This is a genomic window from Klebsiella sp. JN_Kp121 (assembly GCF_040062145.1).
Classification (GTDB): Bacteria; Pseudomonadota; Gammaproteobacteria; order Enterobacterales; family Enterobacteriaceae; genus Klebsiella; species Klebsiella aerogenes.
In genome coordinates this window covers 600,658-623,587 of the sequence record NZ_JBEAHX010000002.1, presented here as the reverse complement: position 1 = coordinate 623,587, position 22,930 = coordinate 600,658, and the positions used below count along the sequence as shown (strand labels likewise).

The window sequence follows — 22,930 nt, the reverse complement described above, 5'->3', positions numbered from 1 at the left end:
TTACCGTTAATCGAGAGTGAGGCTCATGGCTATACAGCGTAGCTCGGCGTTGGCCATTTTCGAATAATGACTCTTTTCTCCTTGTGAAACAAAGCCATGGCGTAGATAAAAGCCCGCCGCATTGGGGGTCGCCTCAAGCGTAATCGTTTCGAGCCCCCGTCGGCGAGCTTCGGCAATAACCGCCCTCATGATCAAATCCGCGCATCCCTGCCCGCCCCACTCCGGCAGCGTAAAGATCGCTTCCACGCTTAAGGACTCAATATCGAGATAGCCGGTAGCGACGGGTTGGCCCAGCCTATTTTCCACGATATAAAACGGATTATCGGCAACGGCGTGACGATACCCTTCGGGCATCTGTTCCGGCGTCCAGGCGTGAATCACTTCAGCGCCATAGCTTTGACGACAGCCATGGCGAATCGCCTGATTACGGATATTCCACAACGCAGGGGCTTCATCAGGTACCGCGCGTCTCACTCTCATCACTACTCCTTTATCTTTTTTATGGCGTCGCTCGTGGACGGCTGGCCTTCATCGGGATGCGCGATACCACCAGCGCCCCCAATACCAGGAACCCGGCCACGAGGTAAAAGCCGGCGTTAAAGCTGCCGGTTAAATCCTTCAGCCAGCCGAATAACAGCGGACTCATGGCCGATCCCATATTACCCGTCGCGTTAATCACCGCAATGCCGATCGCTCGTGAGCGCAGGCTGATGGACTGATCTGGCGTGGTCCAGAAAATCACCATCGCCGCATAGGCCCCTGCCGAGGCCATAATTACCCCCAACAGTTGCATGATGCTATTTGATCCGTGCGCCGCCAGCATCCAGCCCGCGGCGGCAAACAGGTAGGGCAATAACGTGTGCAGCTTACGTTCCTGTAAGCGGTCAGAACGTTTACTCCACCAAATCATCGCCACAATGGTACAGATATGCGGTACGGCGCTAAGCAAGCCGATGGCGATATTGCTGCTGCCCTGGTTAAAGCTTTTGAGAATTAGAGGCGTCCAGACGCTGAGCGCGCTTAAGGTATTACAGAGAAAGAAATAGGCCAGCGTATACATCAACACCACCGGGGTGAAGACGTCGCGCCAGAGGCTGCCTTTCCCCTGCTGCAGGGCGCTCAGGCTGGCGCTACCGTTCGGTTGCACTAGCCGTAGTTTGTCCTTCTCCATCATCTCGCTAAGGCAACGTTTGTCCTCATCGGTGAGCCATTTGGCCTTTTGCGGACTGTCGTCAAGATAGAACCAGACTACCGCCCCCAACAACACCGATGGGAATCCTTCCAGCAGGAATAACCACTGCCAGCCTTTAAGCGCCAGCATGCCATCCATACTGAGAATATAGCCGGAGACCAGCGAGCCCAACGCCATCGTCACCGGCATAGCAATCATAAACAGCGCATTGGCGCGCGCCCGGTAGTAGGCCGGAAACCAGTAGGTTAAGTAGAGCAGAAGCCCCGGAAGAAAACCGGCTTCGGCAATCCCCACCAGCATGCGCAGCAGATACAGGCTGTTTGGCCCAGTCGCGAACATGGTCGCTGTCGATGCGATTCCCCACACCACCATAATGCTCGCAATCCAGCGGCGCGCGCCAACGATCCCCAGCATGATGTTACTGGGAATACCAAAGATGACGTACATCGCGTAGAACAACGTCGTCGCGAGGCCGAACATAGTGCTACTCAGCCCCAAATCCTGGCTCATGGTGAGCCCGGCAAAGCCGATATTGATACGGTCAAGAAACGAAAAGATAAAAAGCAGAAACAGAAAAGGAATTAAGCGGCGGAACAATTTATTGATCACCACCTGCTCGCGCGGGCTCAGGCGTTCAGCGCCCCCCACATCGGCGACAGGGGGAGAAGCGGCCGGTATATTATCGGTCATGTCAGGTTTTCCTTTTGCTCATCGGTATTGAAAAAGCAGGCGTTTTAGCCAATGACGCTGCGGATACCGCTGAACGTGCCTGGGTGTCGTTTCGACGGCCTCCCGGCTGGATTCAATCCACCGCACTGAGATTCTTATAGAACCTTTCGTTTCGATTAGACATTTTTATTTACATATTCGATACAAATTTGCAGCATAAGTAACATTTTGCGAATCATTTATTGGCGAGTTACGGAAACAAAAAACCCGCCGGTGGGCGGGTTCAGGAGTGCCGGGCGTGATACTCAGCGCTTGCGCGGCATCATGCGCAGCAGCGTATTATCTTTCCATAAATAGTGATGCAGCAGCGCCGCCAGCGCGTGCAGGCCAATCACGAAATAGCCGATATTGGCAAGTAAGCCGTGCAGCCCCTTAAGGCTGTCGACCAAAGCGAAGTTGCTTTGCGCCGCAAAGGGCATCGTCAGGCCGAAAGCAAACCACGGGTTACCGCGGTAATACATCATTACCATGCCAATCGCCGGTAGCGCGATAAACAACAGATAGATCACCAGATGGCCAAGATGGGCGAAACCGGTCATCATCGGCGAGGGTTTAGGAACAATCGGCGGCGCCGGAGACTTCAGGCGCACCAGCAGGCGTGCGATCATCAGGACAAAAATGGAAATACCGCAGGAGACGTGGATCATGTTTATCACCGGACGGTCGCTGCGCGGAAAGAAGCCGCGCAGTTCCATCGCCGCGTAGGCGACGACAACCAGTAAAAAGACCAGCCAGTGTATTCCTATCTGCAGGCCAGAATATTTATCGCGCATGAACAAACCTTAATGGAAGTGTGATGTTGTTAACATAACCGCCTTCCCTTAAATTTTCATTAACCTTTACCGAGGCTTAAAAAACTGCGTTAGCGCGAATTGAATAGCATCAGGGCTCTTTTGCAAAGAGCCCTGGGCAATGTTACTGCTCGGTGAGTTGCAGTTCAGCAATGACCGGCAGATGGTCACTGGCCGCTGACCAGTTAAATTCCGGCGAGTTATGCGGGATCTCCAGCTTCTTCACATCCCACTTTTGTCCTTTGAAGGTGAAAATGTGGTCGATATCAATGGCCGGGTTAACGGCAGGCCAGCTACGCGTATCCGTCCCCTGCTTCGACACTTCGTTAAAGAAATAACCGATCTCTTTCACCGGCTGTTCTTCACGGGTTGAATTGAAATCGCCGGCCAGGATCTTAATTGAAGAGGCGATATCTTTAAAATCAGACGCCGCATCGCCAATACTCAAATCAAGAAGATAGCGAGCCTGTTCGGTACGCATGGTGGGATCTTTTTGCCAGTCGAGATGGGTCACCATAATAATCGGCGCGGAATCAAAACCCGGTACATCAACCTGCGCCAGTAGCGCCACGCGCTGTTCCGCATTGCCTGACGGCAGCTTCACCACCTGAGAATGCAGGATTTTATATTTTGACAGCAGCCCCAGTCCGTATTCGCCACCGTCGAAATCTAACGCTTTACCAAAGGCATAATGCATATTGTTAGCATCGGCAATCGTCTTAAGCTGATCGATTTTCTGGCTGCGCTGAGTTTTGTGATCGACTTCCGGGACGGCAATAATATCGGCGTTAATTTTTTTAATCGCTGAATTAAGTGCCGTAAAATCGGCCACATTATCAGACGCTTCATTCTTGCCGATATTATAGGTTGCTATACGTAATTTCGGCTGATGTTGGGTATAGACTTTATCCGGCACCCCGCCTTTCTGTACGGCAAGTATTTCATTACCAGCAAGTTTCTCTGCTGCCTGGACGTTAGCCGCCAGGCAGGCCAGCGCCACCATCGTCAGTGCAATGCTCTTTTTCATTGGTATGCTATTCCCCTTGTTTAAGTATTCTTATATTAAGGGTACCGAGTGAAGACATTGATTATCGTGATGTATAGCGCAAACTTATAACGCAGAGTGAATTAAGTATCCCGAAAGATTTGAGGTTATCCACAAAACGAGTCGGTATCAGATCGCATAGTTTGTGGATAACTCACTGCAGGCCCTGCCACTCCTGCCATTCCGCTTTGTGTTCATTATTCAACCGCATCGCAAACCAAATGGCCGCAGTGGATTAGGATATTGGCTGTTAATTGGATTCGCCGAGGGTGATGATCCTGTCCGCGGTTTGCAGGGTCGTTTCACGGTGAGCAATAATTATTCGGGTTATATTCAACTTTTTCATTGCCAGACTGACGTCTTTTTCACACTCTGCGTCCAGTGCGCTGGTGGCTTCATCCATGAATAATATATCCGGACGGCGATAAAGCGCCCGGGCAATAAAAATCCTCTGTTTCTGACCCCCAGATAGCCCCTCCCCCAGTTCTCCGATTAACGTCTCATACCCCATTGGCAGAGCCAATATCACGTCATGAATACGGCTTGTCCGGGCACATTCTCTCATCCAGGCATCATCAATATTTTCAGTGAATCCGCAGATATTCTCCCGAATTGAGCCAGAAAACAGCCGGTCATCCTGCATTACGCAGGCAATCAAGCGATGATAGTTATTTATCCCCAGTTGCCTGATATCCGTACCATTCATTAAGACAGTCCCTGATATCGGTTCAGACAAGCCGCACAGTACTTTGAGCAGCGTGGTTTTCCCCGAACCTGAGGGCCCGGTAATGGCCACACTCTCGCCGGCTCGGATCCTGAAACTAAGGCCGCTAAAGACGGGTGCTGACTGGCTGTCGTAACGGAAGCTTAGCGCTTTAATCTCCAGACTAGCCGGAGACATGGTTGCCTTTAATCCTAAATCCGGTTTTCTTTCTTCCTTTTCATTCAAAGCGATATCCGAAATCCTTTCGTTGTGCAGGCTCATCATACGCAGCTGTAATAAGAAGTTGACCAGCGATCCTACCCGGTCAGAAAACTGCGCGCGGAATGCGCCAAATGCCACAAACATGCCGATAGTCATTTGGTTCTCCATAACCAGACTGATGCCCAGCCACAGAATAGTCACCTGATCGCACGTCGCCACAAACGTGTTAATGCCGCCGAAGAACATATCAAGTCGGCTGAGTCTGATACCGGTATTGATGGCATCAATCTTCAGGTTCAGCCAGTGGCTCCCACGCCGTTCTGCCATTCCCTGCATTTTAACCGTAGCTATTCCGTAGAGTGTTTCCATAAAATATGAACCAGCACGGGCTCCGGCGATTAACGCTTCTTCCGACAGCTGGCGGTACCGGCTATAGGTCAATATACGAATGAAGACATATACCGCTGTAAAGCCCAGTACAAAAACCGTCAATTTTCCACCGTACAGGATAAGCATCAACAAGAGACCGGCAACCATGATGCTGTCCATCATTGCCCCCACCACACAGGTTGTAAACGTGGCGCGAAGCGCATCCAACGAGCTGAAGCGGGAGTGAATATCGCCCATCTTTCGTCGCTCAAAATAGGTCAACGGCAACTGAAGCAGATGACGGAATAGCCCCGACTGCCATTGCACATTTATCAATGACTCCATCGCAAGGGATGACCATGCGCGGATCACGCTAACCAAAGTACGCCCCAAAATAAAAAACATCAGGACTCCACAGATAAGCATGAGCAGTCCCCGGTCATTCGCAGGAATAGCATGATCCATCACCAATTGCGTACCGACAGGCATCACCAGGCCGATAGCTTCAATAATCAGCGACAGACAGAAAATTTTGCTCAGTACGCCCCGGATACCCTGCACGCTGCTGATTAATGCCCGAATTCCGATTCGGCTCTTCATCGTTTCCTGCACAAATGTACTGCCGGGCCAGACCTCCAGCGCCACGCCGGTGAAGCACTGTGACATTTCATCACTCCCGACAGTTCTTCGCCCCCTCGCAGGGTCATGAAGCACGAACCGATTCTTACGTACGCTAACGAGCACCACGAAATGATTAAAATTCCAGTGCAGGATACAGGGCATTCTGAGAGCATTAAGTTCATGGAGATCCAGTGACAATGCCCGGCTTTCCATCCCTAACTCAATCCCGGTTTGCTGAACACTGGCAAGCGAGGCTCCACGGGCAGACAGATTTATTTGGCGACGTAGGGCGATCATGTCGATATTACGACCATAATGTCCGCATATCATCGCCAGACAGGCCAGTCCACATTCTGACGTTTCTGTCTGATGAACGACCGGGACTCGCCGCCGAAATTTCAGATCCAATTTCTCCTCGATGGATGATATGAAGTGGTTACGGTTCATGAATCGGCCCCGTAACGCTGCGCTTCATATCGTAGAATGGCGAGAGCATCCACTGATAGATTTTACGTTTTTCCAGAAATAACGTGCTCTGTGCCTTCATGCCATTTTCCAGAGGCAGACACTTGCCGGCGTAGCTGACAGCCTGCTTTTCTGGACTAATCACAACTTTGTAGTAAGCAGCCGCACCTGCCGTAGAGTTAATCGGGGCGGTCGTATAGGTCTGCATTTCACGGTAGGAAGCTGGCGTCCGGGAAATGAGTGTGACTTTCGCCGAGAACTGACCAAACTTTTCAGCCGGAAAGGCTTCGTAGCGGATATTCACCCTATCACCGACTGAAATATATGGAACGGCTTCATTGGGTACCCAAAGAACCAAATAATAGCGTTGTATTTTTTCTGGAATTATCTGCAGCAGACTGTCGCCTTCGCTGACCATCTGACCTGGGGTGACGCTTAATGAATCAATTTTGCCGTCTGATGAGGCACGAATGATAATATCGCCTCCCGCATCAGTATTAATCCGCTCTTTCTGTAGCTCATAACGCTGCAGTTCCATCTGATAAACCCGATTGTCAAATTCCGCCGCCTGCGTCTGAATTTGACTTTCCAGATTGGTTAACTGTAGAGCATTTTGTTCATGCTGCGCGCTCAGGCTGAGCAAACTATTATGCTGCTGGTAGTACAAGGCCACCAGACTGGTTAACTGGTCCTTATTAATCAACCCCTGCTGCTGGTACCGTCGGTAATTATCCATATTATTTTTCATTAATTTTATTCCCTCCTCAGCACGCCTGACAATGCCTGCCGAGCGTTCAAAAGAGGCGCTATACTGTATTTTCTGTTGCTCAAGCATCCGCAAAGTGGTTTCCTTACTCTCTCTAAGGCGAGCGATAATCTCGGCGATGCGCTTCAATTGGTTTTCGATATCCTGTCGTTGAGTCTCATTGACCACGCCTCTACGTGTACTTTTACTGACATCAATTTGATAAACAGGATCACCCTTTTTTACAGGGTCCCCTTCCCGGACGAACTGTGTCGCGACAAATCCCTGGACACCGGAATAGACATTAACCGGTCTCGGCCAGGTGGTAACTTCACCTTGCACGCTAATACGTCGTGTATAAGTGCCGGTGCTAATTAAAACAATGAAGCAGACGAAAAAAAGCGCGCTGGTAATTATAACCAGCCGAGAGGAGATTCCCGGTAGTAATACTGCTTTGCCACACCATGTTTTATCCCTGTTTTCGAGCGCTTCCTTACGAAACATATTTCATTCCCGCTATAGCTAAGCCTCTCCGGAATACTGGAGGAATGACACATACTGAATACCAATTACGACCGCGTTCATCAGCGCATGAAGAATAATTGGCATCAGTATTCCGCCGGTTTTTATTCTCCCGATAACCAGCATCAGCGAAACCAGAAATAATATCAGGAACGATCGCCAGTCTATGTACTGTAAATGACAGGCTGAAAATACAACAGACACAGCGACAGCCGCCGCATAATTGTTATTCCCGAGCCAGTATTTAAACACACTGAAAAGACAGCCGCGGAAGACCATCTCTTCATAAACAGGAACCAATAGAATCATCACAATGGCATTTAGCCAGAATACATGCGCATCCAGTCGCATCTGTGAAGCTGACCAGTTTTCAGTCTGATAGCCTGCAGTGACAAAAGGCAACAGAAATTGGATCAACAGAATACACAGGAAAAGTATAATAAAAATGCCGAAATGAAAATTTCCTCTCCCCATACCCTCGCGTTTGTAGAAATAGAGATAATAAAGGGGGGCAATTGCCAGGAACTCTAGTCCGAAAAGTAGTGGATAGAGATATCCCGTTATCATAAGGTCTTTGCTGCCCTCGAAAAAAAGCGGCAAACATGTGATGCTAAAAAATAGCGCAAACATGGCAAAACAGCCGGTTACGGCTTTGTTTCTTGCAATATTGTACTCGCGGTTATATCCGTCAACGTTCATTTTTTATTCCATCGGCGCCAAAAGGCGTGGACGACTCCCACTCGACTGACAAACTTTAATTATGGCTAGTTTTAAAGGTTAAGAGATGGAAGAGCTGATAATATGCTCTTCCATACGCTAACAGCTATCCTTATTGGCTTTTAGACTGGTTTATACCCGTACCCCAATCAGCATCTGTCAGTAACAAATATCATTGAGGTTATTCGGATTCCAGTAGCATTCTCTGCCTGCTGCTGCATTCCACGCTTCGGATGGAAGGTTAGCGGGTTTTTGTTTGAGCGTTCCGCCCAGACCAGATGGGGACATCGCTGGGTCCGGTGTTTTTGTTGCAGCCCAGTCATAAACCTGTCCCCCTGCGATCCCACCGGTTATAGCACCAGGAGTTCCGCCTACAAATGTGCCAGCTCCAGCGCCGATTCCCTGAGCAATTTCCCGCCCAATATCCCCCCCTGCACCGGAGACCATACCCAACTGTTTATTTGTTAGCTCTTTCATCTTTCATATTCCTTATGTAATTCAATAGCCAAAAATAAGCATTGCTCAGAAAATATATACATCCAATGGCAAACACAGACAGTAGTGCTCTGGGTGCCAATAAAATATCTGCATAATCAACAAAACATCGCACAACGAGAAAACAGAATATAAGACAGAAAAGAGAATGCTCCCGGCAAGGATAATATCTTTAAACACCCGCATTATGATTTACCCTGCAGATTTTCCTCCCCGCATTTCATGCCAGCAGGATGGAATTTCGGCATGATTTTTAAATTTTTAAGCTATGGGTTGATAATTATTCCTCAGGCCGCAATCCATTTTCTATTCATCCCTGTATTATTCCTAATGCAAGGTTACATTAATATGACCAGATGTCAATGAATGATATTCATTCTCATTATCGATATTGTGCTGAACCACCGCTATAGTTATCAATACAACCTCGATGTAGCTATATCCTTCTGCGCTTTTTCTAATTTCTGTTATTGTGATGTAGATCATATTTACCACTCAACACCGCATGAAATAGCGAACAATGGTAGGCACTCTTTTTGTTGTGCTGTCGCGGTAAGAACATTGGAACCACCTCCGACCCGGCGTTATACTTCCTTCGCACCATCTGGCTCCACGTGACAGTTACTGAAGACGCTTCAGGCAGGTAACTTAGCAATAGAAACACCGCAGGTGAACTGCTAAGCCGCTGAAAGTAAATAGTTTACTCTCCCCGCTCTGCCTGAAGAAGTTTTAACGTATCAACTTCACCACCAGGAGAATATCCATGAGCAAACTTGGGATTAATGGATTTGGTCGTATAGGACGTTTAGTACTTCGCCGCCTGTTAGAAGTAAATAGCCCGCTGGAGGTCGTGGCCATCAACGATCTCACCTCACCGAAAGTCTTAGCCTACCTGCTTAAACATGACTCTAACTACGGTCCTTTCCCATGGAGCGTTGATTTTACAGAAGATGCGCTGATCGTTAATGGTAAAAAAATCACCGTTTATGCGGAAAAAGAGGCTCAGCATATTCCGTGGAAAGCCGCAGGCGCTGAGGTGATTGTTGAATGTACCGGTTTCTATACGTCGGCGGAAAAATCGCAGGCGCACCTGACCGCCGGCGCGAAGAAAGTGCTGATTTCCGCCCCTGCCGGCGAGATGAAAACCATCGTTTATCACGTTAACGACGACACCATGAGCCCGGATGATACCATCATTTCGGTTGCATCCTGCACCACCAACTGTCTGGCGCCAATGGCTAAAGTGCTCAACGATGCTTTCGGCATTACCGTGGGCACCATGACCACTATTCACGCTTATACCGGTACGCAATCGCTGGTGGACGGGCCGCGTGGCAAAGACCTGCGCGCCTCGCGAGCGGCGGCGGAAAACATTATTCCGCACACCACCGGCGCGGCAAAAGCCATTGGTCTGGTGATTCCGGAACTCAGCGGGAAACTGAAAGGTCACGCCCAGCGCGTGCCGACTAAAACCGGCTCAGTGACGGAACTGGTTTCCGTATTGGCGAAGAAAGTCACCGCTGAAGAGGTTAATCAGGCCATGAAAAATGCGGCGGCGAACAATGAATCTTTTGGCTACACCGAAGAGGAAATTGTCTCCTCCGACATTATTGGCAGCCATTTCGGCTCAATCTATGATGCGACTCAACTGGAGATCATGGAAGCCGGCGGCGTACAGCTCGTGAAAACCGTGGCCTGGTACGATAACGAGTACGGCTTTGTTACCCAGCTTGTCCGCGTACTGGATAAATTCGCGAAGTAAACTCAGAACCAGCGGATAGCTGCGGCTATCCGCCTTTCTCCCTACCCCAGCGTTCTGGCGTTCAGCGCCTCGCTCAATAGCGTATCTTCACGCAAGCATTGCCACGCCGCGCTAACATCGTGTGGGAAATCGACGTGGGTAATAAACCCTTTACCGTTGGGGCCATAACCCTGCGCGTTATCCAGCAGACGCGGCAGCTCGCCAAGCAGCAGCGCCAGATAACGCCCCACCGGCCACAATCCACTATCGTCTCCGCTGAATCTCAGGCCAGCAGCGCTGTTTTCAAGCCGCGGCGAACAACCGGGATAGCTCCACCACTGCGGCTGCGCCGGTGCCTCCTGCCAGACGCGGGCAAAGGTCGCCATCGTCCGACGCTGCATCGTCGGATCCTGAATCACCACGCCAGAGGAATGATCCAGCCCACGCTCTTCCAGTAACCGGCGGGTAAACCACGCGTTTTCGCCGCAGTTGGTTGAACGGTCTTCCACCACAATGCGATCGCGCGGAATTTGCCAGAATTGTTCGGCGATGTCCGCCAGGATATGCGATTCCGGACGCCCCTCTACCTGCAGCGCCTGATAGTGCGGATGCTTTTGTACGGCGTCGTAAAGAAAGGTCGTCGAATGACCAATACCGCCGCTTATCAATAGTGGAATCTGCCTCTGAGCCGCGAGCCGACAGGCGGCGTCAATGGTCGGGATCACCGCGTTACCGGCCAACACCGCAATCTGCGGCTGCGCATTCTGCGGCAAATCATCCTGCGCCAACCAGTCGCCGATGAGATTGGCCGCCGCTAACGTGTCGTGTGAAAGCGCCGGGAAATGCTCTGTCATACCCTTTCCTTCTTCTGTCCTGATCCAACAATGAAGTGTCGGGCGACATCATAAACCGCGCTACGGCGAAAAGGAAAATCCGGCAGCCACGCTTCAGCTGCCGGGTATCATCAGGCGCTGGCGTTATCCAATGCCAGTTGCCCTTCGCGCTTCTGTTTCACTTTCCAGAAGCACCATAGCGCAACAAACCACAGCGGCGAGGCCATCAGCGCCAGCAGCGTATCCGGGTCGAAAATCATAATGAAGATTGAGAAGGCGAAAAATAGCAGGCTCAGCCAGCACATCACCACTCCCGCCGGCATTTTGAATTTCGACCGCGCGTGCAGGTCCGGGCGTTTATGGCGATACACCAGGTACGCCACGAGGATCATACCCCAGCTGAAAACCACCATGATCGCCGCCAGCGTTGAAACGATGGTGAACAACGTCATCACGTTTGGCACCAGGAACAGCAGTAACGTACCGCTTAGCATGCAGAAGCAGGAGAACAGCAGGCTACGTACCGGAATGCGGGTATTACGCGATAGTATACGGAACTGCCAGTGCGCATGTTTTTCCACCGACAGGCCGTACAGCATGCGGGTACTGGAATAAACGCCGCTGTTCGCCGACGACATTGCCGACGTCAAGGCGACAAAGTTTATCACCGCGGCGGCGGCAGGTAGCCCGGCCTTGGCGAACAGGGTCACGAACGGACTGGCATCCGGCGAGACGCCCGGCCATGAAGCCACGGCAATAATCACCACCATCGACAGCAGATAGAAAATAATGATGCGCAGCGGCAGCGCGTTAATCGCCTTCGGCAGGATGCGCTCAGGATCGCGCGTTTCCGCCGTCATGGTGCCGAGCAGCTCAATACCGGTGAAGGAGAAGATCGCTATCTGGAAACCGGCGAAGAAACCGGTCACCCCGTGCGGCATAAAGGCCGTCGGGTCGGTGAGATGGCCTAACGAAGCCTTCACGCCGTCCGGCGAAGTCCAGCCGATAGCAATCATCCACGCGCCGGTTAAAATCAGCGCAATAATGGTGATGACCTTAATCAGCGCAAACCAGAATTCGGCCTCGCCGAACATTTTTACCGACAACAAATTAAACAAGAACAGAATCCCAAGCGTACTCAACGCGGGCATCCACGCCGACATCTCCGGAAACCAGTACTGCATATAGCTGCCGCATACCACCACGTCGGCGATACAGGTCACCACCCAGCTAAGCCAGTAGGTCCAGCCCAGATAGAAACTGGCCTGCGGGCCAAGATAGTCGCCGACGAAATCCGCAAACGAACGGTAATCCAGGCGGGTCAGCAACAGCTCCCCCATCGCCCGCATCACCATATAGGTAAAGAAACCTACCAGTAGATAGATAAGCAGAATGGATGTTCCGGCGACGGCGATGTTTCTGCCCGCCCCCATAAACAGTCCGGTGCCGATAGCGCCGCCCAGCGCAATCATCTGAATGTGCCGGGCGCCAAGGCCGCGTTTGAGCTGCGACGGGCACTCCCCGTCGGTGGCAGGATGAACCTGCCCCTCACGTTGATGTTCAGTCATGTTGATTCCTTCAAGCAGGCATGGAAAGGCTTGGCGCGGTAGCGGTCAGCAACAGCCCGGCGCGTTGACCGGCGGCGACGCCCGCATTCGGAAACAGGATGTAGGGGGCGTCGGCATTGACCACCCAGGTTTTCTGTGCCTGACGGGCGATTTCATAGCCTGCCGGCAGCGCGGTAAAGTTTTCAATTTTCGGGTCGAGATTAAGGGTAAAACCGTTCTCGCTCTTGATGATGCTCTGCTGCACCACAAAGTATTCGACCGGCGCTTTGCTCCGCGGCGGCATGATGCCGTCGGCGATCAGCGCGCCGATCGCCAGTTCGGTGGCGGCAAACAAGCGCAAATCATTTTCACCGAATGGCATCACTTTCCCCAGTTCCAGCGTGGCGCTTTGCGCGCCGAACTTCTCGCTGGTGAAGTGGGTAAAGGTGCCGCCCGGTTCGGTATGGCGCACGATGGCGTCCATACCGCTGGCCTGCAACAGCTGATAAAAATCCGCGCTGTAGTCGCCATCATGAGCGGGCAGCAGCGCGAACTGCCGATATTTTGACCCGCGAATGGCGGTATGCAGATCGAGATGCGTGCGCGGCACCTTACCGTGGGCATCGGCGCTACGGAAGAAGGCCTGTACGGCCATCTCCAGTTCAAAAGCGCGACGCGACTCGTTACCCGGCATCACCGCCAGATGGCGGCCGCCAAACAACCGGTTGAGATCGTTATGCAGATAGCGACGGCCGGCGCGAATGGCGGGCAGATTGCCGAACACCACCAGCAGCGCGTGGGTCAGCGGCTGCTCGCCCAGGCTTAATCCCTGCAGGATCTGCAGCAACATTTCAATCGGCGCGGTTTCGTTACCGTGCACCCCGGCAGAAAGCACCGTCGCCTGTCGCCATGACGTTTTTGGCAGCAGTTGCAGAATGCCATCGCCTAACCAACTGGCTTCGATAGTCGGCGGAAAGGTCCATGTCTGCAGTTTACAATGCAGTAAATCGTTGACGTTTTGTTCCATTCCCGGCCCCTTATCGCTGGAAGTCATAAATCGCGCCCAGATGTAAAATCTGCGTCAGCTCATCCAGCGCCTGATAAACTTCGCGCAGCAGCTGCGGGTCGGCGAGATCGCTGGCATGCAGGCGATCGCGATAATGCTTTTCAACCCACGCTGTCAGTTGCTGGTAGCGTTCGTCATTCATCAGGCTGTGAGCGTTGACCGCCGCACGCTCAGCATCGTTAAGCACCACCCGCAGACGTAAACAGGCCGGGCCGCCGCCGTTGCGCATGCTTTCACGTAGATCGAATGCCGCCACTTCATCGATAGGCGATGCGCTATCGGCGGCAAGAGCGGAGAGATAACGCCAGACGTTTTCACGCTGACGGCACTCTTCCGGCACCACGATCAGCATTTTGCCATCGGCTTTGCTCAGTAACTGGCTGTTGAACAGATAAGAGGCCACCGCGTCATCGAGGCTAACCTGCTCGTCCGGCACTTCAACGCTGGTGAATGGAATATTCAGCCTGGCGTTGCTCTCCTTCAGCGTTGCCAGCACCTCCCGCTGCTGCAGGAAGGCGTGCTGATGATGAAACAGCACGTGGCGGTTGCTGACGGCGATAACATCATTGTGGAATACGCCATGGTCGATAGCCTGCGGATTTTGCTGAGCGAATACGGTGTACTGCGGGTCGAGCTGATGCAGACGCGCCACCGCTTCGCTGGCCTCCAGCGTCTGGCGTGCGGGGTATTTAGCTGGCGCAATGCCGCCGCTGGCTCGCTTACCGTAGACAAAAAACTGCACGCCCTGGCGATCATAATCCCCACAGAAACGGTTATGGTTCGCCGCCCCTTCATCACCTAAATCGCCATGCTGCGGCAGCGCCGCGTGATGCGCGAAGTAACGCTCATCGGCGAAGGTGGCCCTGAGGATGGCCGAGGTGATCGGCGCTTCCTGCATGCGGTGCAGCTTATTGTTGAGGTTCGCCACCGTAAAATGCACTTTTCCATCAGCGCTATCGGCCGACGGCGACACGGTGGCGGCGTTGGCGGTCCACATTGAGGAAGCGGAGCTAAAGGCCGACAATAGCTGCGGGGCCTCTTTAGCCGCACGCTGGATCACCTGCTCGTCGCTGCCCTGAAAACCAATACTGCGCAGCATCGTCATATTTGGCCGCGGCTGCGGCGGCAGAATGCCCTGAACAAAGCCACGATCGGCCAGGGTCTTCATCTTATAAAGTCCCTGCAGCGCCGCCTTCTTCGGGTTAGATAAACCGTCGCGGTTGTTTTGTGACGCTTCGTTGCCTACCGACAACCCGGCGTAGTGGTGCGTTGGCCCCACCAGGCCGTCAAAATTCGCTTCAAATCCAGACATAGTGTCCTCACAAAAACGGTTATCAGAATGGCAGACCTGGCGACGTCGTCGCCGGAAGCGTCAGCGTTTCGCTGACCAGAGAAGCCATCGGCCAGGCGCAATAATCGGCGGCATACCACGCCGAAGCGCGATGGTTGCCGGAGGCGCCGACACCGCCGAATGGCGCTTTGCTGGAGGCTCCGGTGAGCGGTTTGTTCCAGTTAACAATCCCGGCGCGCGCTTCATCGGCCAGCTTGTCGAACAGCGCCGGGTCGGCTGAAATCAGCCCCACCGCCAGACCGTAGCGGGTGTTATTGGCGATCGCGATCGCCTCATCGAACTGGTCATAACGAATCACGGTCAGCAGCGGGCCGAAGTACTCTTCATCCGGCACCGCGATCCCGGTAACATCGATAATTCCCGGCGTCAGCACGGTTGAGCGCGGATCAGGCTGGCTCATGCGCAGCAGCACTTTGCCGCCTAGTGCTTCCAGCTTCGACTGCGCCGCCAGCATGCCCTGCGCGGCGGTTTGCGAAATTACCCCGCCCATAAACGGCTGCGGTTCGGCGTCCCATTTACCGGCGCGGATCTGCCGGCTGGCAGCAATCAGTTGTTCAAGTAGCGCATCGCCCTGTTGGCCGCGCGGGACCAGTAAACGACGCGCGCAGGTGCAGCGCTGCCCGGCGGAGATAAAGGCCGATTGAATAATCACGTTCAGCGCCGCAACTCTATCGACAACGTCGGCCACGATCAGCGAGTTATTGCCGCCCATCTCCAGCGCCAACATTTTCTCCGGCTGGCCGCCGAGGTAGCGGTGGAAATGGAAGCCAGCGGCGGCACTCCCGGTAAACAGCACCCCGTCGATATCGCGGTTTTCCAGCAGCGCCTGGCCGGTATCTTTCGCCCCCTGCACCAGGTTTAGCACCCCATCCGGAATCCCGGCCTGCTGCCATAGCTGAACGGTGAGTTCCGCGGTCGCGGGCGTCAATTCGCTCGGTTTAAATACCACGGTGTTACCGGCGATCAGCGCCGGGATAATATGGCCATTCGGCAGATGCCCCGGGAAGTTGTAAGGGCCAAACACCGCCATCACGCCGTGCGGCTTATGGCGCAGCAGCGCTTTGCCGTCCGGCATAGCGGACTCGCGATAACCGGTACGTTCGGCGTAGGCATCAATGGAAATCCCGGCTTTGCCGATCATCGCTTGTACTTCGGTGCGGGTTTCCCACAGCGGCTTGCTGGTTTCACGGGAAATTAACGTCGCCAGCGCCTCTTTATTCTCTTCCAGCAGCGCCGCGAAACGCTGAACCACGGCAATGCGTTCGCTTAATGGGCGATGCGACCAGCCATAAAACGCCTCGCGCGCGGCAGTACAGGCGGCCTGCACGTCGGCCGCGCCGGCGCTGCTCGCCTGCCATAAAATAGACTGGTCTTCCGGCGCCAGCTTGGTTAACGGCGCGCCTGCGCCCTGCTGCCACTTACCTGCTATAAACTGTGCGTTTACCGCCATGATCTGTTTTCCTCTGGATTGAGTGTCACCGCGTGAACCCGGTCGGTGGCATTGACCTGCAGGGCGTCCAGCGCCTGCTGATCGAGCGCTCCCGGCGTCTCTTGCGCGATGAGCACCGCGCGGAAATTATCAAACTGTCCGTTGGCGACGATGGTTGGCGTCGCCTGCGGCGTCATGAGTTGCAGCGCCGGCAGCGAGTAGCTCTCTCTGATGGCGCGAATATTATCGGTTTCTGCTTCCAGTACCGGGCCGGCATCGAAGATGTCGACGGACCCGCGCCAGCTAAACCCCTCTTTTTCGAGAATAGCCCGCGCCGGCGCGGTGTTAGCATGAACCTGGCCTATCACCTCGCGGGCATCATCCGGCAGCAGCGAGATGTAAATCGGGTAGGCCGGCATCAGTTCGGCGATAAAGGTTTTCATTCCTGTACCGGTGAGGCGGTCGGCATCGGCGAAAGGAATGTCGAAAAAGTGGTGCCCCAACGCATCCCAGAACGGCGAATTCCCCTGCTCGTCGCTGCGCCCGCGCAGCTCGGCGAACAGATGCGGTGAAAACCACTCGCGGAACGCGGCAATAAAGACAAACCGCGCTTTGGAGAGCAACAGGCCGTTGCGGTTCTTCTGGTACTCCGGGTCAAGAAACAGGGTACAGAGTTCGCTGTGGCCGGTATGGTCGTAGCTTAAATTGAGCAATTCCTGATGCTTGTAAACCCCAAGCTCTTTGGATGCCCGTACCGTCTTCTGAATACGAAAATTGTAGAACGGTTCGTCGAGCCCCACCGCGACCTCAATGGCGCTGACGCCGACAACCCGGCTCAGTTCGGTATCTTCCAGAACAAACAGAAACCCCTGTTCGCCGCGCGTCAGCTTGCCGGCAAAGGTCTCCACGCTGCGTTTGATCCGTGCGGCGAGGCGCACGGCATCATTCGGCAGCGAAGTCATTCCCACGCCCGCCCGGGAGGCCAGGCGGACAATATCATCGAGGTCGTTTTCCCGTACGGGACGAAATAACATCATAGGCCGTCTCCCGGATTAGCTGGTTAAGCGGGCGACGGCGCGCTCAAGGCGCACAAAGGCTTCATCAATATCCGCCAGTGGAATATTGAGCGCCGGGGCGAAACGCAGTACGTCCGGCCCGGCTATCAGCGCGATCAGCCCCTCTTCCGCCGCCAGATTGGTCAGCGCTTTAGCTTTGCCGCGCAGATGGCTTGCCAGTTCGGCGCCAATCAGCAGCCCCATTCCGCGCACGGCGCTAAAGACATCATATTTGGCGTTCAGCGCATTGAGTTTATCGACGATAAGGGTATGGCGTTCGCCCACGCCCGCCAGCAGCGCACTATCTATTTGCGCCAGCACGCTATTAGCGACGGTCGCCGCCAGCGGGTTGCCGCCGAAAGTCGTGCCGTGAGTACCCGGCTGGAACACCTGCGCCCAGGCCTCTTTCGCCAGCATCGCGCCAATTGGGAAGCCGCCGCCCAGCCCTTTCGCGCTGGTGAGAATATCCGGAACCACGTTGTAATGCTGGTAAGCATACAGTTGGCCGGTACGCCCGGCGCCGGTCTGCACTTCATCAAAAATCAGCGTTGCTTCATGCTTATCGCACAGCTCGCGCAGCACCTGCAGGAATTGCGGATCCGCCGGCATGACGCCACCTTCGCCGATAATCGGCTCGACGATGACCGCGCAGGTGCGGGAAGAGAACGCCGCTTTCACCGCGTCGATGTCGTTATACGGCAGATGGGTGATGTCCTGCGGTAATGGCGCATAGTCGCTGGAGTATTTCGGCTGCCCCCCTACGGTTACGGTAAACAGAGTGCGGCCATGGAAAGAGTTTTTGAAGGCGATAATTTCGCTCTTGTCAGCGCCGAATTTGTCGTGCGCATACTTGCGCGCCAGCTTCAGCGCGGCTTCATTGGCTTCTGCGCCGGAGTTACAGAAGAAAATTTTATCGGCGAAGGTCGACTCCACCAGGGTTTTCGCCAGCTGCAGTACCGGTTCGTTGGTATAGCCGTTGCCGATGTGCCACAGCTTATCCAGCTGCGCTTTCAGCGCGTTAGCCAGCGCCGGATTCGCATGACCCAGCGCGTTAACCGCAATGCCGCCAGCCACGTCAATGTACTCTTTACCCTGCTGGTCCCAGACGCGGGAGCCCGCCGCTTTCACCGGGATAAACGGCGCGGGAGCGAAACACGGAACCATATAAGCATCAAAATCTTCGCGAGTGATACTGCCTGACATAACAATTCTCCGGAACGAGGATCGGCGGCATAAATTGGCCAATCGTGAATAGTCGAATTTAACAATTTCCCTTTAGCCGTTTTCAGGGCGCACACGTCCCGCTGCGATGACAAATATTTTCACCACAACTGAAATAAGCCATTTTATTTGCATGGATATATGTTAATTCACGGTTAATACCTTGTGTATTGCGTGAGCTAATGCTGGGCCCTGACGAGCAACAAAGTCAATACAACCATGAATCATTTTATTCACTTTTAGAGGATCATCAAGATAATGAAAAATATGAAAAAATTATTTCTATATTCACTTATCTGCATAAAATATGCATATCCATGCATGACATACAGGCACCTGGTCGTGCTTATTTATTCAAATGCAACCCCAAAAAACTAACAAAAATGTAAAATTCGGAATAGCCGTCAAATACTGGTTTATAAAATTGGTGATAACATTCATCACACAGATTTTACTGCTGTACCTATTCCACGGTTTTACACGACACAAATAACATTGAGATACAGGACTCTTATGGAAAAGTTATCTTACGCATCTGAAAGTAGTACATCTCCATGGACCACTTACCTGCGCCAGATCGACCGCGTCGCGCCGTATCTGGGCGACCTCGCCTACTGGGTGGAAACTCTGCGTCACCCGAAACGCGCGCTGATCGTTGATATTCCAGTGCAGATGGATGATGGCACCATCCGCCATTTCGAAGGCTATCGCGTACAGCACAATCTATCGCGTGGACCGGGTAAAGGTGGTGTTCGCTACCATCCGGATGTCGATCTTAACGAGGTAATGGCGCTTTCTGCCTGGATGACCATTAAGTGCGCCGCGGTCAATATTCCTTACGGCGGAGCCAAAGGCGGCATCCGCGTCGACCCGTTCTCACTGTCTGAAGGCGAGCTGGAACGTCTGACTCGTCGCTATACCAGCGAAATCGGCATTATCATTGGGCCACAGAAAGATATCCCGGCGCCGGACGTTGGCACCAACGGTAAAGTGATGGCGTGGATGATGGACACCTACTCCATGAACCACGGCACCACTATCACCGGCGTGGTTACCGGTAAGCCGATTCATCTCGGCGGTTCGCTGGGCCGTGAAAAAGCCACCGGCCGCGGCGTCTTCGTCACCGGTCGTGAAGTGGCCCGTCGCAACGGGATCGAAATCGAAGGCGCGAAAGTCGCGCTGCAAGGTTTTGGTAACGTCGGCAGCGAAGCCGCTCGTCTGTTCGCCGACGTTGGCGCGCGTATTGTCGTTATCCAGGACCACACCGCGACCCTGTTCAACGAAGGCGGCATCGACATGCAGGCGCTGACCGCATGGCAGGCCGAGAACAAGAAGATTGCCGGTTTCCCGGGCGCGCGTGAAATCGCCAAAGAAGATTTCTGGACCACCGAGATGGATATCCTGATCCCGGCGGCGCTGGAAGGCCAAATCACCCGTGAACGCGCGGAAAAAATCAGCTGTAAGCTGATCCTCGAAGGCGCCAACGGCCCGACCTATCCGGACGCCGACGACGTGCTGGCCGACCGTGGGGTGATCGTGGTTCCGGACGTTATCTGTAACGCCGGCGGCGTGACCGTCAGCTACTTCGAATGGGTGCAGGACATGGCAAGCTTCTTCTGGAGCGAAGAAGAGATCAACGCCAAGATGGACCGCATCATGACCGATGCTATTGTTCACGTCTGCGATAAAGCCGCCGAGAAAGCGTGTTCTCTGCGTACCGCGGCCTACATCGTCGCCTGCGAGCGCATTCTGCTGGCGCGTAAAGATCGCGGCATCTATCCGGGCTAATGTCCAGGTAATCCAGATACGAAACCCGGGCTCGCCCGGGTTTTTTATTTTTTCTCCACGTGTCAGCCCGCCTTTTCCACAAAAAACGCACATTGCGTTAACCTATTTTTATCTTCGTGACTTGAAATCGGTAAATCGCCGCGCCTAAAATCATTAGAGCTCTAATGAATTTGCAGGCGGAACATGGATAACCGACAGCTTAACTTTTCCCATCTCTTATACTTAACCGCGCATCACTGGCGGCTGGCGGTTAACCGGCGGTTGAAAAATCTTGGCATGAGCCAGGCGTCATGGGTGGCGGTCTCAGCCATTGCCCGCAACGAACAGCCCCTCTCGCAAAGCGAACTGGCGCAGGAACTGGGTGTCGAAAGCGCCACCATCGTCCCGCTTATTAACCGCCTGGTCGAACTTGAACTGGTGGAGCGCGTTAAGCCTGACAGCGATAAACGTAAGCGTCTGTTGGTTGCCACCGCAAAAGGGATGGCGCTCTTTCATCAGGTGAAAGCGGTCGCCGACGACCTGCGTGAGGAGATCCTCACCGCCATTACTCCGGAAGAGCGTGAGCAAACCCACCGGGTACTGGAAAAGCTGCTACACGAGGTGGAAAAGAAATAATGCCTCGTCGCGAAGCTAATCCTTATGTGCCCCACGACTGGGCGCCGCATGAAAAACCGGCGATGCTCGGTTCGCCGTCGACGCCGATCCACAGTACGCCGAAACGCGTCGCTTACGGCATCGTCGGGCTGCTGGTGTGCCTGACCGGCGCGCTGGGTAACGCCGTCGTTACCGCCAACCTGCAGCTGCTGCAGGGCACTTTCGCCGCCTGGTCGACGGAAATCGCATGGCTGCCGGCGGTCTACGTTATGACTAACGTTTCCATCAACCTGCTGCTGGTGAAATTTCGCCAACAGTTCGGCCTGCGCGCCTTTACCGAAGGCTTCCTGGTACTGTATGTACTGGTCACTTTCTTCCACCTGTTCGTCAACGACCTCAGCTCGGCAATGATGGTGCGCGCGGCGCACGGCATGGTGGCAGCGGCGTTGAGTTCACTGGGAATTTACTATCAGGTGCAGGCCTGGCCGGCACGCCACCGCCTGAAGGCGTTGACCATCGGTATCACCGGATCGTCGCTGGCGATCCCGCTGGCGCGTCTGTTCTCGACCGAACTGCTGCAGATTGACGAATGGCGCGGGCTCTACTTCTTTGAGCTCGGCCTGGCGCTGGTGTCGCTCGCCTGCGTCATCGCGCTGAAACTGCCGCCCAGCGACCGCAAAAAGGTGTTTGAGAAGAAGGACTTTATTACCTTCTTCCTACTGGCTCCCGGTATGGCTTTAGTCTGCGCGGTCCTGTCGCTGGGCCGTCTGGACTGGTGGTTTGAGGCGCCGTGGCTTGGCTGGTCGCTGGCGGGAGCGGTGGTGCTGATCGTTTCGGCTATCGCCTTCGAGCATAATCGCACTAACCCGCTGCTTAACACCAAATGGCTTTCCAGCGGCAGTATCCTTCGTCTGGGACTGATTATGTTGCTGATTCGCATCGTACTGGCGGAACAGAATACCGGGGTCATCGGTTGGCTGCAGTACGTCGGTTTGCAAAACGAGCAGATGACCAACCTGGCATGGTCGATTTTCGCCGGTATCGTCTGCGGTATCGTCGCCAGTTGCCTGACGCTTAACCCGCAGCGCCTCTACTGGCCCACCGCGACCGCGCTGGCGTTGATTATGATTGCCTCCTTGCTTGATAGTCAGTCAACTGCCCTGACCCGTCCGGAACAGTTGATGTTCAGCCAGTTTTTACTTGGCTTCGGCAGTGCCTTCTTCCTCGCGCCGGCCATGCTGGCGGGAATTGGCGGTGTGATTGCCGACCAGCGGAATCTGGTCAGCTTCTCGGTTCTGTTTGGCATGAGCCAAAATATCGGCGGCCTGCTCGGATCAGCTATCCTCGGTACTTTTCAGACCTGGCGTGAAAAATTTCATTCCAGCCAGTTGGCCGATCAGATAACCACGTTGAACCCGTTAATCGCCGAGCGACTGCAGCAGTACAGCCAGATGTATCAAAGCCAGATTGGCGACAGCACGCTATTGAACGTGCAGGCTACCACGTTGCTGCAAAACGCCTCGACGCTACAGGCCAATATTCTCGCCTACAATGACACTTATCTCCTGACGGCGGCGATCTCTGCCGCAACGCTGGTGTGGATTTTCTGGCGCTTAATCAGATTGCGAATCACCGCCCGTATCGCGTTAAAACGCGCAACCGGCAATAAATAATAAGATAATTTTTACT

At 53.8% G+C, this 22,930-nt stretch carries 19 protein-coding genes; 4 read left to right on the top strand and 15 right to left on the bottom strand.

Features of this window, described 5'->3' with window-relative positions; all coding sequences use genetic code 11:
* Positions 1-6: 6 nt before the first annotated feature.
* The 8 genes from ABLU86_RS05580 to ABLU86_RS05545 form a co-directional block, all read right to left on the bottom strand.
* Positions 7-480 (bottom strand): GNAT family N-acetyltransferase, encoded by a 474-nt coding sequence (locus ABLU86_RS05580; protein WP_015705586.1) that lies wholly within the window; start codon positions 478-480, stop codon positions 7-9.
* A gap of 19 nt (positions 481-499) precedes the next feature.
* Entirely contained in the window at positions 500-1,882 is a 1,383-nt protein-coding gene (hpaX, locus tag ABLU86_RS05575) for a 4-hydroxyphenylacetate permease (RefSeq protein ID WP_015705587.1), read from the bottom strand.
* 284 nt (positions 1,883-2,166) lie between these two features.
* Complete coding sequence (cybB, locus tag ABLU86_RS05570) at positions 2,167-2,694, bottom strand: cytochrome b561 (protein ID WP_015366367.1); 528 nt, start codon at positions 2,692-2,694, stop codon at positions 2,167-2,169.
* A gap of 142 nt (positions 2,695-2,836) precedes the next feature.
* Positions 2,837-3,739, bottom strand: coding sequence for an endonuclease/exonuclease/phosphatase family protein (locus ABLU86_RS05565; protein WP_015366366.1), 903 nt, complete (start codon positions 3,737-3,739; stop codon positions 2,837-2,839).
* Between the two features lie 268 nt (positions 3,740-4,007).
* Positions 4,008-6,119, bottom strand: coding sequence for a peptidase domain-containing ABC transporter (locus ABLU86_RS05560; RefSeq protein WP_015705588.1), 2,112 nt, complete (start codon positions 6,117-6,119; stop codon positions 4,008-4,010).
* Positions 6,109-7,386 (bottom strand): HlyD family secretion protein, encoded by a 1,278-nt coding sequence (locus tag ABLU86_RS05555; protein ID WP_348795978.1) that lies wholly within the window; start codon positions 7,384-7,386, stop codon positions 6,109-6,111. The genes ABLU86_RS05560 and ABLU86_RS05555 overlap by 11 nt, the downstream gene beginning before the upstream one ends.
* A gap of 18 nt (positions 7,387-7,404) precedes the next feature.
* Positions 7,405-8,103 carry a CPBP family intramembrane glutamic endopeptidase gene (locus ABLU86_RS05550; RefSeq protein WP_015366363.1) on the bottom strand — a complete coding sequence of 233 codons (699 nt, stop codon included), beginning with the start codon at positions 8,101-8,103 and terminating at the stop codon, positions 7,405-7,407.
* A 177-nt stretch (positions 8,104-8,280) separates the two neighbouring features.
* Positions 8,281-8,598: a colicin V family bacteriocin gene (locus tag ABLU86_RS05545; RefSeq protein ID WP_015705590.1), complete on the bottom strand. Its 318-nt coding sequence runs from the start codon at positions 8,596-8,598 to the stop codon at positions 8,281-8,283.
* Positions 8,599-9,379: 781 nt separating this feature from the next.
* Here ABLU86_RS05545 and gap point away from each other — a divergent pair.
* Positions 9,380-10,378, top strand: a complete 999-nt coding sequence (gap, locus tag ABLU86_RS05540; RefSeq protein ID WP_015366361.1) for a type I glyceraldehyde-3-phosphate dehydrogenase — start codon at positions 9,380-9,382, stop codon at positions 10,376-10,378.
* 41 nt (positions 10,379-10,419) lie between these two features.
* Here gap and ABLU86_RS05535 read toward each other — a convergent pair whose 3' ends face one another.
* From ABLU86_RS05535 to ABLU86_RS05505, 7 genes are all read right to left on the bottom strand, one after another.
* Entirely contained in the window at positions 10,420-11,211 is a 792-nt protein-coding gene (locus tag ABLU86_RS05535; RefSeq protein WP_015366360.1) for a YdcF family protein, read from the bottom strand.
* Positions 11,212-11,321: 110 nt separating this feature from the next.
* Positions 11,322-12,758, bottom strand: coding sequence for an amino acid permease (locus ABLU86_RS05530; RefSeq protein WP_015366359.1), 1,437 nt, complete (start codon positions 12,756-12,758; stop codon positions 11,322-11,324).
* 10 nt (positions 12,759-12,768) lie between these two features.
* Positions 12,769-13,764 carry a succinylglutamate desuccinylase gene (astE, locus tag ABLU86_RS05525; RefSeq protein ID WP_348795977.1) on the bottom strand — a complete coding sequence of 332 codons (996 nt, stop codon included), beginning with the start codon at positions 13,762-13,764 and terminating at the stop codon, positions 12,769-12,771.
* Between the two features lie 10 nt (positions 13,765-13,774).
* Positions 13,775-15,115, bottom strand: a complete 1,341-nt coding sequence (astB, locus tag ABLU86_RS05520) for an N-succinylarginine dihydrolase (RefSeq protein WP_042894616.1) — start codon at positions 15,113-15,115, stop codon at positions 13,775-13,777.
* A gap of 22 nt (positions 15,116-15,137) precedes the next feature.
* Entirely contained in the window at positions 15,138-16,604 is a 1,467-nt protein-coding gene (astD, locus tag ABLU86_RS05515) for a succinylglutamate-semialdehyde dehydrogenase (RefSeq protein ID WP_015705596.1), read from the bottom strand.
* Entirely contained in the window at positions 16,595-17,617 is a 1,023-nt protein-coding gene (gene astA / locus ABLU86_RS05510) for an arginine N-succinyltransferase (RefSeq protein ID WP_161801935.1), read from the bottom strand. The genes astD and astA overlap by 10 nt, the downstream gene beginning before the upstream one ends.
* An 18-nt stretch (positions 17,618-17,635) precedes the next feature.
* A complete protein-coding gene (locus ABLU86_RS05505; protein WP_042894614.1) occupies positions 17,636-18,841 on the bottom strand; it encodes a bifunctional succinylornithine transaminase/acetylornithine transaminase in 1,206 nt (401 codons plus the stop codon).
* Positions 18,842-19,372: 531 nt separating this feature from the next.
* On the opposite strand from ABLU86_RS05505, the gene ABLU86_RS05500 reads away from it, so the two are divergent.
* The 3 genes from ABLU86_RS05500 to ABLU86_RS05490 all read left to right on the top strand — a co-directional run bounded on the left by ABLU86_RS05500 (position 19,373) and on the right by ABLU86_RS05490 (position 22,914).
* Positions 19,373-20,647, top strand: a complete 1,275-nt coding sequence (locus ABLU86_RS05500) for a Glu/Leu/Phe/Val dehydrogenase (protein WP_015366353.1) — start codon at positions 19,373-19,375, stop codon at positions 20,645-20,647.
* Between the two features lie 183 nt (positions 20,648-20,830).
* Positions 20,831-21,262 carry a MarR family transcriptional regulator gene (locus tag ABLU86_RS05495; RefSeq protein ID WP_015366352.1) on the top strand — a complete coding sequence of 144 codons (432 nt, stop codon included), beginning with the start codon at positions 20,831-20,833 and terminating at the stop codon, positions 21,260-21,262.
* Positions 21,262-22,914 (top strand): MFS transporter, encoded by a 1,653-nt coding sequence (locus tag ABLU86_RS05490; RefSeq protein ID WP_015366351.1) that lies wholly within the window; start codon positions 21,262-21,264, stop codon positions 22,912-22,914. The genes ABLU86_RS05495 and ABLU86_RS05490 overlap by 1 nt, the downstream gene beginning before the upstream one ends.
* The last annotated feature ends 16 nt before the right edge of the window (positions 22,915-22,930 follow it).